Raw genomic sequence first — 16,916 nt, forward strand, 5'->3', positions numbered from 1 at the left:
GATTCTCTCCCGACGGGGCCTAGAGGGGGATGTTGCCGTGCTTCTTCGGCGGCAGCACCTCGCGCTTGCCGCGCAGCGCCCGCAGGCCCCGGACGATGTGCCGGCGGGTCTCGCTCGGTGCGATCACCGCGTCCACGTAGCCGCGCTCGGCCGCCAGGTACGGGTTGAGCAGGGTGTCCTCGTACGAGGCGAGCAGCTCGGCCCGGCGCTCCTCGGCGTTCCCGGCGGCCTCGGCCTCGGCGATCTCGCGCCGGTGCAGGATGTTCACCGCGCCCTGCGCGCCCATCACCGCGATCTGCGCGGTCGGCCAGGCCAGGTTGAGGTCGGCGCCCAGGTGCTTGGACCCCATGACGTCGTACGCGCCGCCGAAGGCCTTGCGGGTGATCACGGTGATCAGCGGCACGGTCGCCTCGGCGTAGGCGTAGATGAGCTTGGCGCCGCGGCGGATGATGCCGTCCCACTCCTGGCCGGTGCCGGGCAGGAAGCCGGGCACGTCGACGAAGGTCAGCACCGGGATGTTGAAGCTGTCGCAGGTCCGCACGAAGCGGGCGGCCTTCTCGCTGGCGGCGATGTCCAGGCAGCCGGCCAGGTCCATCGGCTGGTTGCCGACGACGCCGACGGGGTGGCCCTCGACCCGGCCGAAGCCGGTGATGATGTTGCCCGCGTACAGCGGCTGGGTCTCCAGGAACTCGCCGTCGTCGACGACGTGCTCGATCACCTTGCGCATGTCGTACGGCTGGTTCGCCGAGTCCGGGACGATGGTGTCGAGTTCGAGGTCCTCGTCGGTGACCGTGAGGTCCGCCTGCTCGGGGTAGGACGGCGGGTCCGAGAGGTTGTTGGAGGGCAGGTACGAGAGCAGGCTCTTGACGTACTCGACGGCCTCCTTCTCGTCGGTGGCGAGGTAGTGCGCGTTGCCCGACTTGGTGTTGTGGGTGCGCGCGCCGCCCAGCTCCTCCATGCCGACGTCCTCGCCGGTGACGGTCTTGATGACGTCCGGGCCGGTGATGAACATGTGCGAGGTCTGGTCGGCCATCACCACGAAGTCGGTGATCGCGGGGGAGTACACCGCGCCGCCGGCGCAGGGGCCCATGATCAGCGAGATCTGCGGGATCACGCCCGAGGCGTGCACGTTGCGGCGGAAGATCTCGCCGTACAGGCCGAGCGAGACCACGCCCTCCTGGATCCGGGCGCCGCCGGAGTCGTTGATGCCGATGACCGGGCAGCCGGTCTTCAGCGCGAAGTCCATCACCTTGACGATCTTCTCGCCGAACACCTCGCCGAGGGAGCCGCCGAAGACGGTGAAGTCCTGCGCGAACACGGCGACCTGGCGGCCGTCCACGGTGCCGTAGCCGGTCACCACGCCGTCGCCGTACGGGCGGGTCCGGTCCAGCCCGAAGTTGGTCGAGCGGTGCCGGGCGAACTCGTCGAACTCGACGAAGGAGTCCTCGTCCAGCAGCTCGACCACCCGCTCGCGGGCCGTCAGCTTGCCCTTGGCGTGCTGCTTCTCCACGGCCTTGGCGGAGCCGGAGTGCACCGCCTCGTCGAGCCTGCGCCGCAGGTCGGCGAGCTTGCCGGCGGTGGTGTGGGGGTCGTACGGCGCCTCGGTCATCCGGTGGCTCTCCCTGATCCATGGGCCGCGACCTGTTCGAGTGCGCGCGGGCCGGAGTGGGTCCCGGGCATGAGGGCAGGGCGGCGCTGCGAACTACCGTTGAGTAGCGTAGCCAGCACGCGGGGCGGTAGGGCACGTCCTGGCGTTATGGCCATCGACACAGTGTGTCAACGGCCGTTCTGAGGGACGATGGGGCGGCCTACGCCCCCTGCCCGCGGCCAGGTCCTAGGGTGGCCCCCATGACCGCACCCGACACCCCCCGCCGCAGTGGACTGCGCGGTTTCGGCCGCACCGGGCCGTCGCCCTGGACCGACCTGGACCGCCCGCCGCTGGACGAGGCGGCGCTGCGCCGCGACCTGCTGCTGCCGGGCGGGCTCTGGACCTCGCTGGACGTCGTCCCCGAGACCGGCTCCACCAACAGCGACCTCGCCGCCCGCGCCCGGGCCGGGGCCCCGCAGGGCGCGGTGCTGGTCGCCGAGGAGCAGCTCGCCGGGCGCGGCCGGCTGGAGCGGCAGTGGACCGCCCCGGCCCGCTCCGGGCTGTTCCTGTCGGTGCTGCTGCGCCCCGAGGAGGTGCCGGTCGAGCGGTACGGCTGGCTGCCGATCCTGGTCGGGGTGGCCGCGGCCAGCACGCTGAGCCGGGTGGCCGGGGTGGAGGTCGGGCTGAAGTGGCCCAACGACCTCCAGGTGGAGATCGACGGCCGGGAGCGCAAGCTCGGCGGCATCCTCACCGAGCTGGGCGGCGGCGCCGTGGTCGCCGGCCTCGGCCTCAACGTCTCGCTGCGCGAGGCGGAGCTGCCCGTCCCCGCGGCGGCCTCGCTGGCGCTGGCCGGCGCCGCGGTCACCGACCGGTCCGTCCTGCTGCGGGCGCTGCTGCGCGAGTTCGCCGAGCTGTACCGCGACTGGACGGCGGCCGCCGGGGACCCGCACGCCAGCGAACTGCTCCGGGCCTACGCGGACCGCTGCACCACGCTCGGCCGGCAGGTGAGGGTGCACCTGCCGGGGGACCGCGAGTTGACCGGCGAGGCGGTGGCGATCGACGGCGACGGACGGCTGGTGGTCCGCACCCCCGACGGCGCACGGCAGGCGGTCGGCGCGGGGGACGTCGTCCACGTGCGCCCCGAGCCCCGCTGAACGGCACTCTTCACCTCCCCTTGACCCGGGCTGATGCCCCGGATCACGTGATTCCGTGCGAACATTCCACCTGGCAGCGGTGTGAGGCGCGCCACTGCCCGCCGGGTGGCGGGCGCGCCCGGACAGGCAGGACACGAGGCGAGTGCGGCGACCGCACGGGGACGGACCGGTGGCAGAGGACGGCAGCAGCGGCGGAACGGCGGGCACCCACGACCCCACGGTCGCGCTCGAACTGGAACGTCTGATCCTGGACGCGCCACGCCGCTACACCCCGTACCAGGCCGCGCGCGCCGCCGACGTCCCGATGGAGCTGGCCACCCGGTTCTGGCGGGCGATGGGCTTCCCCGACATCGGGCAGTCCCGGGCGCTGACCGACGGCGACGTGATCGCGCTGCGCCGCCTGGCCGGCCTGGTCGAGTCCGGTCTGCTCAGCGAGTCGATGGCGATCCAGGTGGCCCGGTCCACCGGGCAGACCACCGCGCGGCTGGCCGGCTGGCAGATGGACACCTTCCTGGAGAACCTCACCCAGTCCGTCGAACCCGGGCTGACCCGGGCCGACGTGGCGTACCCGCTGGTCGAGCTGCTGCTTCCGGAGCTGGAGCAGTTCCTGGTCTACGTCTGGCGCCGGCAGCTCGCCGCCGTCACCGGCCGGGTCGTCCAGGCCGCCGAGGACCACGAGATCACCAGCGGCCGGCTGGCGGTCGGCTTCGCCGACCTGGTCGGCTTCACCCGGCTGTCGCGCCGGCTGGAGGAGGAGGAGCTCGGCGAGCTCGTCGAGACCTTCGAGAACACCTGCTCCGACCTGATCGCCGGTCAGGGCGGCCGGGTCATCAAGACGCTCGGCGACGAGATCCTCTACGTCTCCGAGGACCCGGTGACCGCCGCCGAGATCGCGCTCAGCCTGATCGAGGCGCTCGCCGAGGACGACACCATCCCCGCGCTGCGGGTCGGCATGGCCTTCGGCACCGTCACCTCCCGGATGGGCGACGTCTTCGGCACCACCGTCAACCTGGCGAGCCGGCTCACCTCGATCGCGCCCAAGGACGCGGTGCTGATCGACGGCGAGTTCGCCGCCGCGCTGGAGCAGAACGGCAGCGTCGCCCCGGCCGACGTGGACGGGCCCGGCCTGGCGGAGGCGCTGTCCGCGGCGGCCGGGATGCCCGCCTCCGGCCTGCCGGTGCCGGGCCCGGACGCCGGGCACCGCTTCCACCTCCAGCCGATGTGGCGCCGGCCGGTGCGCGGGCTCGGGCTGGTCGAGCCGTGGCTGCTGTCGCGGCGGCTCAAGCCGGAGTAGGCCCGGGGGTTGCGTGCTCCCGGTGCCGAATGGTTGAAACCCGTACGGCCTGGTGCGGGTTCGTCCCCGCAAACGGGGCATAACCGAACGAAACCGCCATAGTCTTGGTTGCAAGCGGCCGGACGGGTGCGGTCGTGACGGGGGTCTGGCAGGACCGGACACAGGGAGCGAGGCGAACCGGTGGGCGGCGAGGCGATCATGACGGACCGCGGCTGCGACTGCGGTGGCTCGCGGCACCCCGACCCGCTCCCCGACCTGCGGCTGCAGTCCGTGGTCGAGCTCGCCCAGGACATGGCCGGAGCGCTCACCCCGCTGGAGGCCGTCCGGGCCGCCGCCGTCCGGGCCACCGAGGCGCTCGGCGCCACCATGACGGCGGTCTCCGTCTGGGACCGCGAATCGGGCCGGCTGAGGGTCCTCGTCAACCACGGGGAGCTCGCGCCGGGCGAGGAGGAACTGCCCGAGGACGAGTCCTACCCGGTCGCCGACTTCCCCGAGATCGTCACCTACCTGGAGGAGCGCTGGACCACCGGGCGCCTTCCGCGCGCCTGGTTGCAGACCGCCGAGAACACCGAACCGCACACCGGGCACGCGCACCCCACCGCCGGCGCGTACTGCCAGGAGCGCGCCGCGGCGCTGCGCCGGCGCGGCCGGGCCTGCTGCGTGGTCGCGCCGATCGTCCTGCACGGGCAGGCCTGGGGCGAGCTCTACCTCGCCCGCAGCGTCGGGATGCCCGAGTTCACCGAGGCCGACGCCGACTACGCCACCCTGCTGGCCGCCCAGGTGTCGGCCGGTCTGGCCCAGACCGAACGCCTCGCCGACCTGCGCAAGCTCGCCTTCTCCGACCCGCTCACCGGCCTCGCCAACCGACGCGCCGTCGACGCCCGGCTGGAGAGCGCCCTCGCCGCCCACAACCGCGACAACACCGTGGTCTCGCTCGTGGTCTGCGACGTCAACGGGCTCAAGCGGGTCAACGACCAGCTCGGCCACGAGATGGGCGACCGGCTGCTGGAACGGTTCGCCCACCAGCTGTCGCTGGCCGCCGCCAAGCTGCCCGGCAGCCTCGCCGCCCGGCTCGGCGGCGACGAGTTCTGCCTGCTGGCGGAGGGGCAGAAGGCCGACGAGGTGGTCGTCGTCGCCGAGGAGCTGTGCGCCCGCGCCCTCGCCCTGTCCGAGGGGGAGGGGGTCGCCTGCGGCGTCGCCTCCACCGGCGACTCCATCGGCCCCGTCACCACCCCCGACCGGCTCTTCCGGCTCGCCGACGCCGCCCAGTACCGGGCCAAGGCCGCCCGCGCCGCCCACCCCGTCGTCGCCGGGCGCAGCCACGGCCCCGGCTTCGCCCCGGACCCGACGGTGCTGCTGGCCGACGCCGCCGACCCGCACCACCGGGCCGACGGGCGGCCCCGCGGCGGCGGCCGGGCGGGCGCGGGCGACCGGCGGCGGTTCCGCGGCGCCGCCCACAGCGCCGACCCCGGCCAGCTGCTCACCGCCGTCCTCGCCGGCCTGGACCGGGCCGCCGGCGCCAGGGCCGTCCACCCCGCCGACACCCTCGCCAAGCTCGTGGTCGTCGCCGAGTCCTCCGCCCGGCTGCTCGACGCCGTCGGCTGGTGGATCTCCTACGTCCCGCCCGGCTCCCAGCTCATGCGCACCGCCCAGCACGCCGTCTACCGGATGACCAGCGGCCCCAGCAGCGTCCGGGCCGAGACCCAGCGCGCCCAGATCGAGGCCCCCGACGCCGTCTTCGACCTGCGCCACTACCCGATGACCCGGCGGGCCGTCCGCGGCGGCGCCTTCGCCCTGCGGGCGGGCGCGGCCGGCAACGACCCGGCCGAGGAGGCCATGCTCGTCGTCTCGGGCTACCGCGGGATGGTCGCGGCGGGCGGCCAGAACCCGGCGGGCGGCTGGCTGGTCGAGCTCTTCGCCGACGACGCCACCCTCCCGCTCGGTCAGGCCGCCTGCGCCATGCGGGCCCTCGTGGCCGTGGCGCTGTCCGGGCCGACCTCGCCGCCGGCGGGCTGACGGCGGGCCGCGGGAGCCGGCCCCCGGCGGTTCTGTGCCGGTTCGGTGACCGCCGTGTTGCGGGTGGGTCGCGGTCCGCGCCCGGGGGGTGGTGGGGGCCGCCCGGTGGTGGGACGGTGTCCGCTGGATCGGCGCGGCGGGCGCGCCGGGGACGGGGTGCGGGCCGTGGGCAGACGACTGGTGGGCGTGGCGGTGGCCGGGGCGCTGGTGCTCGGTGGCGGGGTGGCGCTGGCCGCGCCCGCCTCGGCGGCGCCGGTGGTGCGGACGGCGGACGCGCCGGCGGCGGGTGCGGGCAGCGCGGCGGGTACGCCGGCGGAGGGCGCCCGACAGGTGCGGGTGGTGGCCGGGGCGCACCGGATCTCGGACCTGGCCGGCTCCAAGTCCAAGTCGAAGAGCAAGAAGAAGAAGGGCTTCTTCGCCGGGGTGATCGGCAAGGTCATCGGCTTCCTCGTGGTGCTCCTGCTGGTCGCCGTGCTGGTGGTCCTGGTGGTGCGGCTCAGGCGCCGGGACGGCCGGTCCTAGGGCCTCCCCGGGCCGGCGCCCCCCGGGGCCCGTCCGGGCTCAGGCCGGGACGGGCGGGGCGGCGGCGGGCTCGCTGATCCGGTCCGGCCGGGTGTACACGTTCGCGCTCTCCCCGCGCAGGAAGCCGACCAGCGTGAGGCCCAGCTCCTCGGCCAGGTCCACCGCGAGCGAGGACGGGGCCGAGACGGCCGCCAGCAGCGGCACGCCCGCCAGCGCGGCCTTCTGGGTCAGTTCGAACGAGGCCCGGCCGCTGACCAGCAGGACGTGCCCGGTCAGCGGCAGCCGGCCCTCGCGCAGGGCCCAGCCGACCACCTTGTCCACCGCGTTGTGCCGTCCGACGTCCTCGCGGGCGCAGAGCAGCTCCCCGGTGGCGGCGTCGAACAGGCCGGCCGCGTGCAGGCCGCCGGTGGACTCGAAGGTGCGCTGGGCGGCCCGCAGCCGGTCCGGCAGGCCGTACAGCAGGGACGGCGGGACGGTCAGCGGGTCCTCGCCGACGGGGTGGCGGACGTGGGTGCGCACCGCGTCCACGGTGTCCCGGCCGCAGAGGCCGCAGGCGCTGGTGGTGAGCAGGTTGCGGTGCGCGGAGAGCGGCAGGGGGCGGGCCGCGCCGCGCAGGGTGGCGTCGACGACGTTGTACGTGTTGGCGCCGGCCTCGTCCGTCCCGGCGCAGTAGCGCAGCGCGGCGAGCTCGTCCGCGGCGTGCACCAGCCCCTCGCCGACCAGGAACCCGGCCACCAGGTCGAAGTCCTGCCCGGGGGTGCGCATGGTGACGGTCAGCGGTTCGCCGCCGAGCCTGATCTCCAGCGGTTCCTCCGCCGCCAGGGCGTCCGGCCGCACTCCGCGCCCGTCCCCCCGCAGCCGCACCACGCGCCGCCTCGCCGTCGCCCGCGTCATCGCCCCGCCACCTCCGTACGTGTCCCGTGACCACCAGCCTGCGGCATGGCGGCGGCCGCCGGCCAACGGCCCCGTCCCGGCCCGGCGTGCGGCGCGGGACGGGGCGGCGGAAAATCCGAATGGCGAGCAGCTGTTGTCATATTCCCATTCACCTGATGTGATGGTGTATATGGATATGCACAGTGCTGTGGCCCCCGACGCTCCGCTGGTCCAGGTCGGCAAGGCCGACGTCAGTGCGGAGGACGTGCTGGCCGTCGCCCGGGGCAACGCCCGGGTCGAGATCGGCCCCGACGCCCTGGCCGAGATGGCGACCGCCCGGGCCCGGATCGACGCCCTCGCGGCCGAGCCGCGCCCCGTCTACGGCGTGTCGACCGGATTCGGCGCGCTCGCCGTCCGGCACATCAGCCCCGAACTGCGTGCGCAGCTGCAGCGCTCGCTGGTGCGCTCGCACGCCGCCGGCATGGGCCCCGCGGTCGAGCGCGAGGTCGTCCGGGCGCTGATGTTCCTGCGGATGAAGACGCTGGCCTCCGGCCGCACCGGGGTCCGCCCGCTGGTCGCGCAGACCATGGCCGCCCTGCTCAACGCGGGCATCACCCCGGTGGTCCGGGAGTTCGGCTCGCTCGGCTGCTCCGGTGACCTCGCGCCGCTGTCGCACTGCGCGCTGGCCCTGATGGGCGAGGGCGTGGCCACCGGCCCGGACGGCGTGGAGAAGCCCGCCGGCGAGCTGCTCGCCGCCGCCGGCATCGAGCCGGTCGAGCTGCTGGAGAAGGAGGGCCTGGCCCTCATCAACGGCACCGACGGCATGCTCGGCATGCTCGTGATGGCGATCGCCGACCTCCAGCGCCTGTTCACCACCGCCGACATCACCGCCGCGATGACCCTGGAGGCGCTGCTCGGCTCCGACAAGGTGCTCGCCCCCGAGCTGCACGCGCCGATCCGCCCGCACCCGGGCCAGGCGCTGAGCGCCGCCAACATGCTGGCCGTCCTCAAGGACTCCGGCCTCACCGGCCACCACCAGGACGACGCGCCGCGCGTCCAGGACGCCTACTCGATCCGCTGCGCCCCGCAGGTGGCCGGCGCCGGCCGCGACACCCTGGCGCACGCCCAGCTCGTCGCCTCCCGCGAACTGGCCGCCTCGGTCGACAACCCGGTGGTGCTGCCGGACGGCCGGGTCGAGTCCAACGGCAACTTCCACGGCGCCCCGGTGGCGTACGTGCTGGACTTCCTGGCCATCGCCGCCGCCGACCTCGGGTCGATCTCCGAGCGCCGCACCGACCGACTGCTCGACAAGGCCCGCTCGCACGGCCTGCCGGCCTTCCTGGCCGACGACCCGGGCGTGGACTCCGGCCTGATGATCGCGCAGTACACCCAGGCGGCACTGGTCAGCGAGAACAAGCGGCTCGCCGTCCCGGCCTCGGTCGACTCGATCCCGTCCTCCGCGATGCAGGAGGACCACGTGTCGATGGGCTGGTCGGCCGCCCGCAAGCTGCGCCAGGCCGTCGACAACCTCGGCCGGATCCTCGCCGTGGAACTCACCGCGGCCGCCCGGGCGCTGGAGATCCGTCAGCAGGCCGACGAGTCGGGCCGCGTCGCCCCGGCCACCGCGGCCGCCATGGCCGCCGCCCGGGAGGCGGGCGTCGGCGGCGCCGGCCGCGACCGCTTCCTCTCGCCGGACCTGGAGGCCGCCGCCGCGCTGGTCGCCTCCGGCGGGCTGGTCCGGGCGGTGGAGGGGGTCACCGGCCCGCTGGCCTGACCACCCGCCGGGGCGCTGAACAGGCCGACCGGCCCCGCCCCGTCAGTCCCAGTCGCTCCGCGGGGAGCGCCGCGCCTCGTCGCGGTGCTCCCGGCGGTCGGCGAAGGCAGCGGCGAAGTTGACCCCGACGATGCCCGCCCAGCTGACCAGGATCCCGACGAAGCCGCCGCCCGACGGGCTGCTCGCGATCCCGGTCAGCGGGATGCCGAGGACCAGCGAGATCACCGCGAGCCTGGTCCCCGGGCGGCCGGGCACCCGGCCCTGCCGGCGGGGGTGGTGGCGGTGGGCGGGCCCGTACTCGTCCATCCGCTCGTCCACCCGGCGGTCCAGACGGGCGTCCATCCGGGACTCCATCCGGCTCAGGAACGAGTCGACCAGCTCCGACTCGTACTCCTTGCCGAGTTCCTTGCGGGCCTGCAGGGTGGCGTCGAGGTCGCGGCGAAGTTCGTCCTGGCGAGTGTTCATACGGGCAAGCCTGCAATCCGCGGCGGAGCCGGGTCCATCCGTTCGCCGGGGAATCCGGGCGGGCTCAGGGGGAAATCAGGGTTACCCCGAGCCGCCGTCCACCCCTCGGGACGTCCCACGCGACGTTCCGCCGTACGAGACGTCTTTGCCAGGCGCGACGCGCTGCTGCACAGTCGTCGTCCGAACCGCTCGCACCCGGAGGTACCGCTGATGACCGCCATCGACGAGGCCGGCTCGGTCGGCCCCTCCTCCCGGCTGCTCCAGCTGTTCGAGGGCCACCGGCTCACCCCGACCCAGCGGCGCATCGCGCACTCCCTGGTCCGGCACGCCACCGAGGCGCCGTTCCTCTCCAGCGTCGAGGTCGCCGAGCTGGCCGGGGTCAGCCAGCCCTCCGTCACCCGCTTCGCGGTCGCCCTCGGCTACGACGGCTACCCGGCGCTGCGCCGGCAGCTGCGCGAACTCGGCGCGGGCGAGGCCGTCGCCCCGGAGACCCCGGACGACGCGGTGCGCAACGAGCACCAGCAGGCGGTGCTCGCCGAGATCGCCCACCTGCGCCACCTCGCCGAACTGCTCGCCGACCCCGAGCCGATCATCCGGGCCGCCCGGCTGCTCGCCGCCTCGCGCCCGCTGCCGGTGCTCGGACTGCGGGCGGCCTCCGCGCAGGCGCGCGGCTTCGCCTACTTCGCCGCCAAGGTGCACCCCGACATCCGGCTGCTCGACGAGGGCGGCAGCATGCTCGCCGACCGGCTGGAGCAGGCGAGCGCCGCCGGCGCCACCGCGCTGCTCTGCTTCGCCCTGCCGCGCTACCCGCGGGAGCTGATGGACGCGCTGGCGGTGGCCCGCGAGTGCGGTCTGACGGTGCTGACCGTCGCGGACAGCGCCTTCGCGCCGGTCGCCAAGCTCTCCGACCTGATGCTGCCGGCCGCCGTCGGCACCGGGCTGGTCTTCGACACGGCGTGCGCGCCGATGATGCTCGGCCGGGTGCTGCTGCAGAGCATGTGCGACGAGATCCCGGGCGCGGAGGCCAGGCTGGAGGCCATCGAGCAGTCGGCGGCGGCGCGCGGCCTGTTCCTGGAGTAGGCGCGACCCCGCCCGGGCGCCGGCTCCGCCCGGTGGGCGCGCCCGCAGTGGGCCGGATCGTGAGTAGTCGTCACGAACCCGGGCATCCCCTACTGCAGGGGGTGCCGCCCATGCGCGTGATCCACGAGATGAAGTTCGTCGCCCGCCTGGCCTCGGGGGCCGACGAATGGTCCTGCCCCACCTGCGGACGCCGCGTCACCCTGCGGCGCCTGCCCGATCCCGAACTGACCGTCCTCGATCCGGGAGACGACTCCGCCGTCCACGTCGGCGTCATCGAGCCGGACGCCCGGGCCGCCGCGGAGGCGGTCGAGAAGTACGGCCTGGGCCCGGTGCAGAACATCCCCCGCCCGCCGTCCCCGCCCGCGCCCGACGCCGACGACCGCCGCTGGCTCGCCGAGATCGGCATCGACTGGGACGGCGGCGCGGCCGCCTGAGGCCCGCCCGGCAGGCCCGTTCCGACGTGTCGGGACGGGCGCTTCGGCGTGCCTGGGGGCCGGTGCGGGCCGGGGCTGATCGGATTGCCCAGGGGTCTGGTCGAGGACTGAATGTTTGGATATATTCAGTCGAACCAAGTCTGAATGAAATCATCCGCAGGGAGGCCAGGACATGGTGCAGCAGCAGGTGAGCGGTCCGCGCGAGGTGCGTGCGGCACGCGGTACGGGGCTGACGGCGCAGGGGTGGCAGCAGGAGGCTGCCCTGCGGATGCTGATGAACAACCTCGACCCCGAGGTCGCCGAGCACCCCTCCAAGCTGGTGGTGTACGGCGGCACCGGCAAGGCGGCCCGGGACTGGCGCTCCTTCGACGCCATGGTCCGGACCCTGGAGACCCTCAAGCAGGACGAGACCATGCTGGTCCAGTCCGGCCGCCCGGTCGGCGTCATGCAGACCCACGAGTGGGCGCCGCGGGTGCTCATCGCCAACTCCAACCTGGTCGGCGACTGGGCCAACTGGGAGGAGTTCCGCCGCCTGGAGAGCCTCGGGCTCACCATGTACGGCCAGATGACCGCCGGCTCCTGGATCTACATCGGCACCCAGGGCATCCTGCAGGGCACCTACGAGACCTTCGCGGCCGTCGCCAACAAGCGCTTCGGCGGCACCCTCGAGGGCACCATCACCCTCACCGCCGGCCTCGGCGGCATGGGCGGCGCCCAGCCGCTGGCCGTCACCATGAACGGCGGCGTGGCGATCTGCATCGACTGCGACCCGTCCCGGATCTCCCGCCGGATCGAGCACCGCTACCTGGACGTCGAGGCCAAGAACCTCTCCCACGCCCTGGAGCTCGCCACCGCCGCCCGCGACAAGCGCCAGCCGCTCTCCATCGGCCTGCTGGGCAACGCCGCCGAGCTGTTCCCGCAGCTGCTCGCGATGGACGCGCCGATCGACATCGTCACCGACCAGACCAGCGCGCACGACCCGCTGAGCTACCTGCCGGTGGGCGTCGACTTCGACGACATGGCGACCTACGCGGCCGAGAAGCCCGCCGAGTTCACCACCCGCTCGCGCGAGTCGATGGCCAGGCACGTCGAGGCCATGGTCGGCTTCCAGGACCGCGGCGCCGAGGTCTTCGACTACGGCAACTCGATCCGCGGCGAGGCCCAGCTGGCCGGCTACGACCGGGCGTTCGCCTTCCCCGGCTTCGTCCCCGCGTACATCCGCCCGCTGTTCTGCGAGGGCAAGGGCCCGTTCCGCTGGGCGGCGCTGTCCGGCGACCCGCAGGACATCCACAAGACCGACAAGGCCGTCCTCGACCTCTTCCCGGAGAACGAGTCGCTCGCCCGCTGGATCAAGATGGCCCAGGAGAAGGTGCACTTCCAGGGCCTGCCGGCGCGCATCTGCTGGCTCGGCTACGGCGAGCGCGACAAGGCCGGCGAGCGCTTCAACGACATGGTCGCCTCCGGCGAGCTGTCCGCACCGCTCGTGATCGGCCGCGACCACCTGGACTGCGGCTCGGTCGCCTCCCCGTACCGCGAGACCGAGGCGATGCTGGACGGCTCCGACGCCATCGCCGACTGGCCGCTGCTCAACGCCATGGTCAACGTGGCCTCCGGCGCGTCCTGGGTCTCCATCCACCACGGCGGCGGCGTCGGCATCGGCCGCTCGATCCACGCCGGTCAGGTCACCGTCGCCGACGGCACCGCGCTGGCCGGCGAGAAGATCCGCCGGGTGCTCACCAACGACCCGGGCATGGGCGTCATCCGGCACGTCGACGCCGGCTACGACCGGGCCGTCGAGGTCGCCGACGAGCGCGGCGTGCGCGTCCCGATGGGCGAGCTGTGAGCGAGCGGAGCCTGAAGAGCCGCGCGGTGCGCGACACGGGTGCCGGGCGCGGCGAGGCGGTCGCGTGACGTCCTCCTTCGAAGAGATGTGGGCGGAGCTGCTCCCCGTGGGCCGCTCCGCCGCCTCCGGCGGCTACCGCCGCTTCGCCTGGAACTCCGCCGACGCCGAGTGCCGCGCCTGGTTCGAACAGCAGGCCCGTGACCGCGGCCTGACCTACGAGCTGGACCGCAACGGCAACCAGTGGGCCTGGCTGGGCGATCCGGCCGCGGGCGGGGCGGTCGTCACCGGCTCGCACCTGGACTCCGTCCCGGACGGCGGCGCCTTCGACGGCCCGCTCGGCGTGGTCTCCTCCTTCGCCGCGCTGGACGAGCTGCGCGGCCGGGGAGCGGAGCTCGACCGGCCGCTGGCGATCGTCAACTTCGGTGACGAGGAGGGCGCCCGGTTCGGCGTGGCCTGCATCGGCTCCCGGCTCTCCGCCGGCGTGCTCTCCCGCGAGCAGGCGTACGAGCTGCGCGACGCCGACGGCGTCCGGCTGCCCGACGCGATGGAGCGGGCCGGCTACGACCCGACCGCGCTCGGCGCGGACGACGACCGGCTGGCCCGGATCGGCGCCTTCGTCGAACTCCACGTTGAGCAGGGCCGCCTCCTCACCGAGGAGCAGCCGGTCGGCGTGGCCAGCGCGATCTGGCCGCACGGCCGCTGGCGGTTCGACTTCCACGGCGAGGCCAACCACGCCGGCACCACCCGGATCGAGGACCGCCGCGACCCGATGCTGACGTACGCCAACACCGTGCTCTCCGCCCGCAAGAAGGCGCGGCTGGCGGGTGCCCTGGCCACCTTCGGCAAGGTCGCGGTCGAGCCCAACGGCACCAACGCGATCGCCTCGCTGGTGCGCGGCTGGCTGGACTCCCGGGCCGCCGACGAGCGCACCCTGGCCGCGCTGGTCGACGAGATCGAGCAGGCCGCCGCCGAGCGCGGCGAGCGCGACGGCGTCCGGGTCGAGCTGACCCGGGAGTCCTACACCCCGGTGGTGGACTTCGACGGCCCGCTGCGCGACCGGCTCGCCAAGCTGCTGGACGCCCCGGTGCTGCCCACCGGGGCGGGACACGACGCCGGGATCCTGGCGTCGGCGATCCCGACCGCCATGCTGTTCGTGCGCAACCCCACCGGGGTGTCGCACTCCCCGGCCGAGCACGCCGAGGAGGCGGACTGCCTGGCCGGCGTCACCGCCCTCGCCGACGTACTGGAGGACCTGGCGTGTCAGTGACCTACTGGGCGCAGTACGCCTGGCTGCCCCACCCGAACGGTCCGGTGGTCGAGCGGGACGTGCTGATCGCCGTCGGCCCCGACGGCCGGACCACTGCGGTGACGCCGGAGAGCGGGCCCTGCCCGCCCGGCGCCGTCCGCCTCGACGGGCTGCTGCTGCCCGGCCAGGCGAACGCCCACTCGCACGCCTTCCACCGGGCGCTGCGCGGCCACGTCCAGGTCGGCTCCGGCACGTTCTGGACCTGGCGCGACACCATGTACCGGTTCGCCGGGGCGCTCGACCCGGACCGCTACCTGGCGCTCGCCACCGCCGTCTACGCCGAGATGGCGCTGGCCGGGATCACCGCCGTCGGCGAGTTCCACTACCTGCACCACGCGCCCGGCGGCGCCCGGTACGACGACCCCAACGCGATGGGCGAGGCGCTGATCGAGGCCGCCGCGCGGGCCGGCATCCGGATCACCCTGCTCGACACCTGCTACCTGTCCGCGGGCTTCGGCGCCGAGCCGACCAAGCCCCAGCAGCGGTTCAGCGACGGCGACGCCGACGCCTGGGCCGAGCGGGCGGACGCGCTCAAGCCCCGCGAGCACGCCCGGATCGGCGCCGCCATCCACTCGGTGCGGGCCGTGCCGGCCGAGCAGCTGGGCACCGTCGCGCAGTGGGCGGCGGCGCGCAAGGCGCCGCTGCACGTCCACCTGTCCGAGCAGACCGCCGAGAACGAGGCCTGCCTCGCCGCGCACGGCGTCACCCCGACCCGGCTGCTGGCGGACCACGGCGCGCTCGGCCCGCGGACCTCGGCGGTGCACGCCACCCACCTCACCGACGAGGACGTCCGGCTCCTCACCGACACGTCCACCACCATCTGCATGTGCCCCACCACCGAGCGGGACCTCGCGGACGGCATCGGCCCGGCCCGCCGGCTGGCCTCGGCGGGCTGCCCGGTCACCCTGGGCAGTGACAGCCACGCCGTCATCGACCCGTTCGAGGAGGCCCGCGCCCTGGAGCTGGACGAGCGGCTGCGCACCCGCACCCGCGGGCACTGGACGGCCGCCGCCCTGCTGCGGGCCGGCACCGAGGACGGGCACGCCTCGCTCGGCTGGCCGGAGGCCGGCCGGGTCGAGGCCGGCGCCCTGGCCGACTTCACCGTGATCGCGCTGGACTCGGTGCGCACCGCAGGGCCGCCGCCCCGGCTGGGCGCCGAGACGGCCGTCTTCGCGGCCTCCGCCGCCGACGTGCGGCACGTGGTGGTCGGCGGCCGGCAGGTCGTCCGGGACGGCGTGCACCAGCTGGTCGCGGACGTGCCGGGCGCCCTGGGCGCCGCCATCGGCGCGCTGAGCTGCTGATCCGTATCCCCAACCCCGTTCGGAAGGCGTTGTCTTGAGCACCTTGATCACCGGCATCGGCAGCCTGGTCACCAACGACCCCGGGTCCGGCACCGGGCCGCTCGGCCTGCTCACCGACGCGGCCGTGGTGCTGGACGGCGCCACCGTCGCCTGGGTCGGCCCGGCGGCCCAGGCACCGGCCGCCGACGAGCGGTTCGACGCGGCCGGGCGGGCGCTGCTGCCCGGCTTCGTCGACTCGCACGCGCACCTGGTGTTCGCGGGCGACCGCACCGCCGAGTTCAACGCCCGGATGTCCGGGCAGTCGTACAGCGCGGGCGGCATCCGCACCACGGTGGCGGCCACCCGGGCCGCGAGCGACGCCGAACTCGACGCCAACCTGGCCCGGTTCGTCCGGGAGGCGCTGCGGCAGGGCACCACGACCATCGAGTGCAAGTCCGGCTACGGGCTGACCGTCGAGGACGAGGCCCGGGCGCTGCGGATCGCCGCGCAGTACACCCCGGAGACCACCTACCTGGGCGCGCACGTGGTCGCGCCCGAGTACGCCGACGACCCGGCCGGGTACGTCGACCTGGTCACCGGCGAGATGCTGGACGCCTGTGCGCCGCACGCCCGCTGGGTGGACGTGTTCTGCGAGAAGGGCGCCTTCGACGGCGACCAGGCACGGGCCGTGCTGACCGCGGGCATCGAGCGCGGCCTCACCCCCCGGGTGCACGCCAACCAGCTCTCCCACGGCCCCGGCGTGCAGCTCGCCGTCGAGCTGGGTGCCGCCTCGGCGGACCACTGCACCCACCTGACGGACGAGGACGTGGCGGCCCTGGCCGGCTCGGGGACGGTGGCGACGCTGCTTCCGGGCGCCGAGTTCTCCACCCGCGCCGAGTACCCGAGCGGCCGGCGGCTGCTCGACGCGGGCGCCGTGGTGGCGCTCTCCACGGACTGCAACCCGGGCTCCAGCTTCACGAGTTCGATGGCGTTCTGCATCGCGGTCGCGGTGCGCGAGATGGGCATGACGCCGGACGAGGCGGTCTGGGCGGCCACGGCCGGCGGTGCGCACGCGCTGCGGCGCACCGACGTCGGGTCGGTCACCGTCGGTGCGCGCGCCGACCTGCTGCTGCTGGACGCCCCCTCGCACGTCCACCTGGCCTACCGGCCGGGCGTGCCGCTGACGGCGGCGGTCTGGCGGTCGGGCGTGCGGGAGGTCTGAGCACCGCACGGGGGAGCCCCCGCGCCGCCGGGGTGGCCGGCGCGGGGGCTCCGTCACGCCCGGGG

At 74.7% G+C, this 16,916-nt stretch carries 13 protein-coding genes and 1 pseudogene; 11 read left to right on the forward strand and 3 right to left on the reverse strand.

Translation table 11 applies throughout. From position 1 onward, the window contains the following. Window positions 1-19 precede the first annotated feature (19 nt). Complete coding sequence (locus ACFYUY_RS17100; RefSeq protein WP_360216296.1) at window positions 20-1,609, reverse strand: acyl-CoA carboxylase subunit beta; 1,590 nt, start codon at window positions 1,607-1,609, stop codon at window positions 20-22. 239 nt (window positions 1,610-1,848) lie between these two features. On the opposite strand from ACFYUY_RS17100, the gene ACFYUY_RS17105 reads away from it, so the two are divergent. The 4 genes and pseudogenes from ACFYUY_RS17105 to ACFYUY_RS17120 all read left to right on the forward strand — a co-directional run bounded on the left by ACFYUY_RS17105 (window position 1,849) and on the right by ACFYUY_RS17120 (window position 6,574). After that, a complete protein-coding gene (locus ACFYUY_RS17105) occupies window positions 1,849-2,742 on the forward strand; it encodes a biotin--[acetyl-CoA-carboxylase] ligase (RefSeq protein WP_387901288.1) in 894 nt (297 codons plus the stop codon). 169 nt (window positions 2,743-2,911) lie between these two features. Further along, complete coding sequence (locus ACFYUY_RS17110) at window positions 2,912-4,036, forward strand: adenylate/guanylate cyclase domain-containing protein (RefSeq protein ID WP_360216290.1); 1,125 nt, start codon at window positions 2,912-2,914, stop codon at window positions 4,034-4,036. A 291-nt stretch (window positions 4,037-4,327) separates the two neighbouring features. After that, a pseudogene (locus tag ACFYUY_RS17115) lies at window positions 4,328-5,485 on the forward strand (diguanylate cyclase domain-containing protein); the annotation flags it as partial. A gap of 732 nt (window positions 5,486-6,217) precedes the next feature. Continuing rightward, complete coding sequence (locus ACFYUY_RS17120; RefSeq protein WP_387901291.1) at window positions 6,218-6,574, forward strand: hypothetical protein; 357 nt, start codon at window positions 6,218-6,220, stop codon at window positions 6,572-6,574. Window positions 6,575-6,613: 39 nt separating this feature from the next. On the opposite strand, the gene fdhD is transcribed toward ACFYUY_RS17120, so the two are convergent. Next, window positions 6,614-7,468 carry a formate dehydrogenase accessory sulfurtransferase FdhD gene (fdhD, locus tag ACFYUY_RS17125; protein WP_387901294.1) on the reverse strand — a complete coding sequence of 285 codons (855 nt, stop codon included), beginning with the start codon at window positions 7,466-7,468 and terminating at the stop codon, window positions 6,614-6,616. Between the two features lie 169 nt (window positions 7,469-7,637). Between fdhD and hutH the strand changes: the two genes are divergently transcribed. Then, window positions 7,638-9,221 carry a histidine ammonia-lyase gene (hutH, locus tag ACFYUY_RS17130; protein ID WP_360216281.1) on the forward strand — a complete coding sequence of 528 codons (1,584 nt, stop codon included), beginning with the start codon at window positions 7,638-7,640 and terminating at the stop codon, window positions 9,219-9,221. A 42-nt stretch (window positions 9,222-9,263) separates the two neighbouring features. On the opposite strand, the gene ACFYUY_RS17135 is transcribed toward hutH, so the two are convergent. Beyond that, window positions 9,264-9,686: a hypothetical protein gene (locus tag ACFYUY_RS17135; RefSeq protein ID WP_360216278.1), complete on the reverse strand. Its 423-nt coding sequence runs from the start codon at window positions 9,684-9,686 to the stop codon at window positions 9,264-9,266. A 210-nt stretch (window positions 9,687-9,896) separates the two neighbouring features. On the opposite strand from ACFYUY_RS17135, the gene ACFYUY_RS17140 reads away from it, so the two are divergent. The 6 genes from ACFYUY_RS17140 to hutI all read left to right on the forward strand — a co-directional run bounded on the left by ACFYUY_RS17140 (window position 9,897) and on the right by hutI (window position 16,851). Further along, window positions 9,897-10,766: a MurR/RpiR family transcriptional regulator gene (locus ACFYUY_RS17140; RefSeq protein WP_360216275.1), complete on the forward strand. Its 870-nt coding sequence runs from the start codon at window positions 9,897-9,899 to the stop codon at window positions 10,764-10,766. 110 nt (window positions 10,767-10,876) lie between these two features. After that, a complete protein-coding gene (locus ACFYUY_RS17145) occupies window positions 10,877-11,200 on the forward strand; it encodes a hypothetical protein (RefSeq protein ID WP_360216272.1) in 324 nt (107 codons plus the stop codon). A gap of 187 nt (window positions 11,201-11,387) precedes the next feature. Beyond that, window positions 11,388-13,043 carry a urocanate hydratase gene (gene hutU / locus ACFYUY_RS17150; protein WP_387901324.1) on the forward strand — a complete coding sequence of 552 codons (1,656 nt, stop codon included), beginning with the start codon at window positions 11,388-11,390 and terminating at the stop codon, window positions 13,041-13,043. An 85-nt stretch (window positions 13,044-13,128) separates the two neighbouring features. Continuing rightward, on the forward strand, window positions 13,129-14,310 hold the full coding sequence (locus ACFYUY_RS17155) for an allantoate amidohydrolase (RefSeq protein ID WP_360216381.1): 1,182 nt from the start codon (window positions 13,129-13,131) through the stop codon (window positions 14,308-14,310). Continuing rightward, a complete protein-coding gene (locus ACFYUY_RS17160; protein ID WP_360216269.1) occupies window positions 14,301-15,650 on the forward strand; it encodes a formimidoylglutamate deiminase in 1,350 nt (449 codons plus the stop codon). The genes ACFYUY_RS17155 and ACFYUY_RS17160 overlap by 10 nt, the downstream gene beginning before the upstream one ends. Before the next feature lie 34 nt (window positions 15,651-15,684). Continuing rightward, complete coding sequence (gene hutI / locus ACFYUY_RS17165) at window positions 15,685-16,851, forward strand: imidazolonepropionase (RefSeq protein ID WP_360216266.1); 1,167 nt, start codon at window positions 15,685-15,687, stop codon at window positions 16,849-16,851. Window positions 16,852-16,916: the final 65 nt, after the last annotated feature.

The sequence above is a fragment of the Kitasatospora sp. NPDC004745 genome (assembly GCF_042873275.1).
GTDB lineage: Bacteria > Actinomycetota > Actinomycetes > Streptomycetales > Streptomycetaceae > Kitasatospora.

What these genes read in the sequence shown, in the direction of transcription:
- ACFYUY_RS17100 (WP_360216296.1), bottom strand. Translation starts at nt 1,609, where the DNA reads ATGACCGAGGCGCCGTACGACCCCCACACCACCGCCGGCAAGCTCGCC.
- ACFYUY_RS17105 (WP_387901288.1), top strand. Translation starts at nt 1,849, where the DNA reads ATGACCGCACCCGACACCCCCCGCCGCAGTGGACTGCGCGGTTTCGGC.
- fdhD (WP_387901294.1), bottom strand. Translation starts at nt 7,468, where the DNA reads ATGACGCGGGCGACGGCGAGGCGGCGCGTGGTGCGGCTGCGGGGGGAC.
- hutH (WP_360216281.1), top strand. Translation starts at nt 7,638, where the DNA reads ATGGATATGCACAGTGCTGTGGCCCCCGACGCTCCGCTGGTCCAGGTC.
- ACFYUY_RS17135 (WP_360216278.1), bottom strand. Translation starts at nt 9,686, where the DNA reads ATGAACACTCGCCAGGACGAACTTCGCCGCGACCTCGACGCCACCCTG.
- ACFYUY_RS17140 (WP_360216275.1), top strand. Translation starts at nt 9,897, where the DNA reads ATGACCGCCATCGACGAGGCCGGCTCGGTCGGCCCCTCCTCCCGGCTG.
- ACFYUY_RS17145 (WP_360216272.1), top strand. Translation starts at nt 10,877, where the DNA reads ATGCGCGTGATCCACGAGATGAAGTTCGTCGCCCGCCTGGCCTCGGGG.
- ACFYUY_RS17155 (WP_360216381.1), top strand. Translation starts at nt 13,129, where the DNA reads ATGTGGGCGGAGCTGCTCCCCGTGGGCCGCTCCGCCGCCTCCGGCGGC.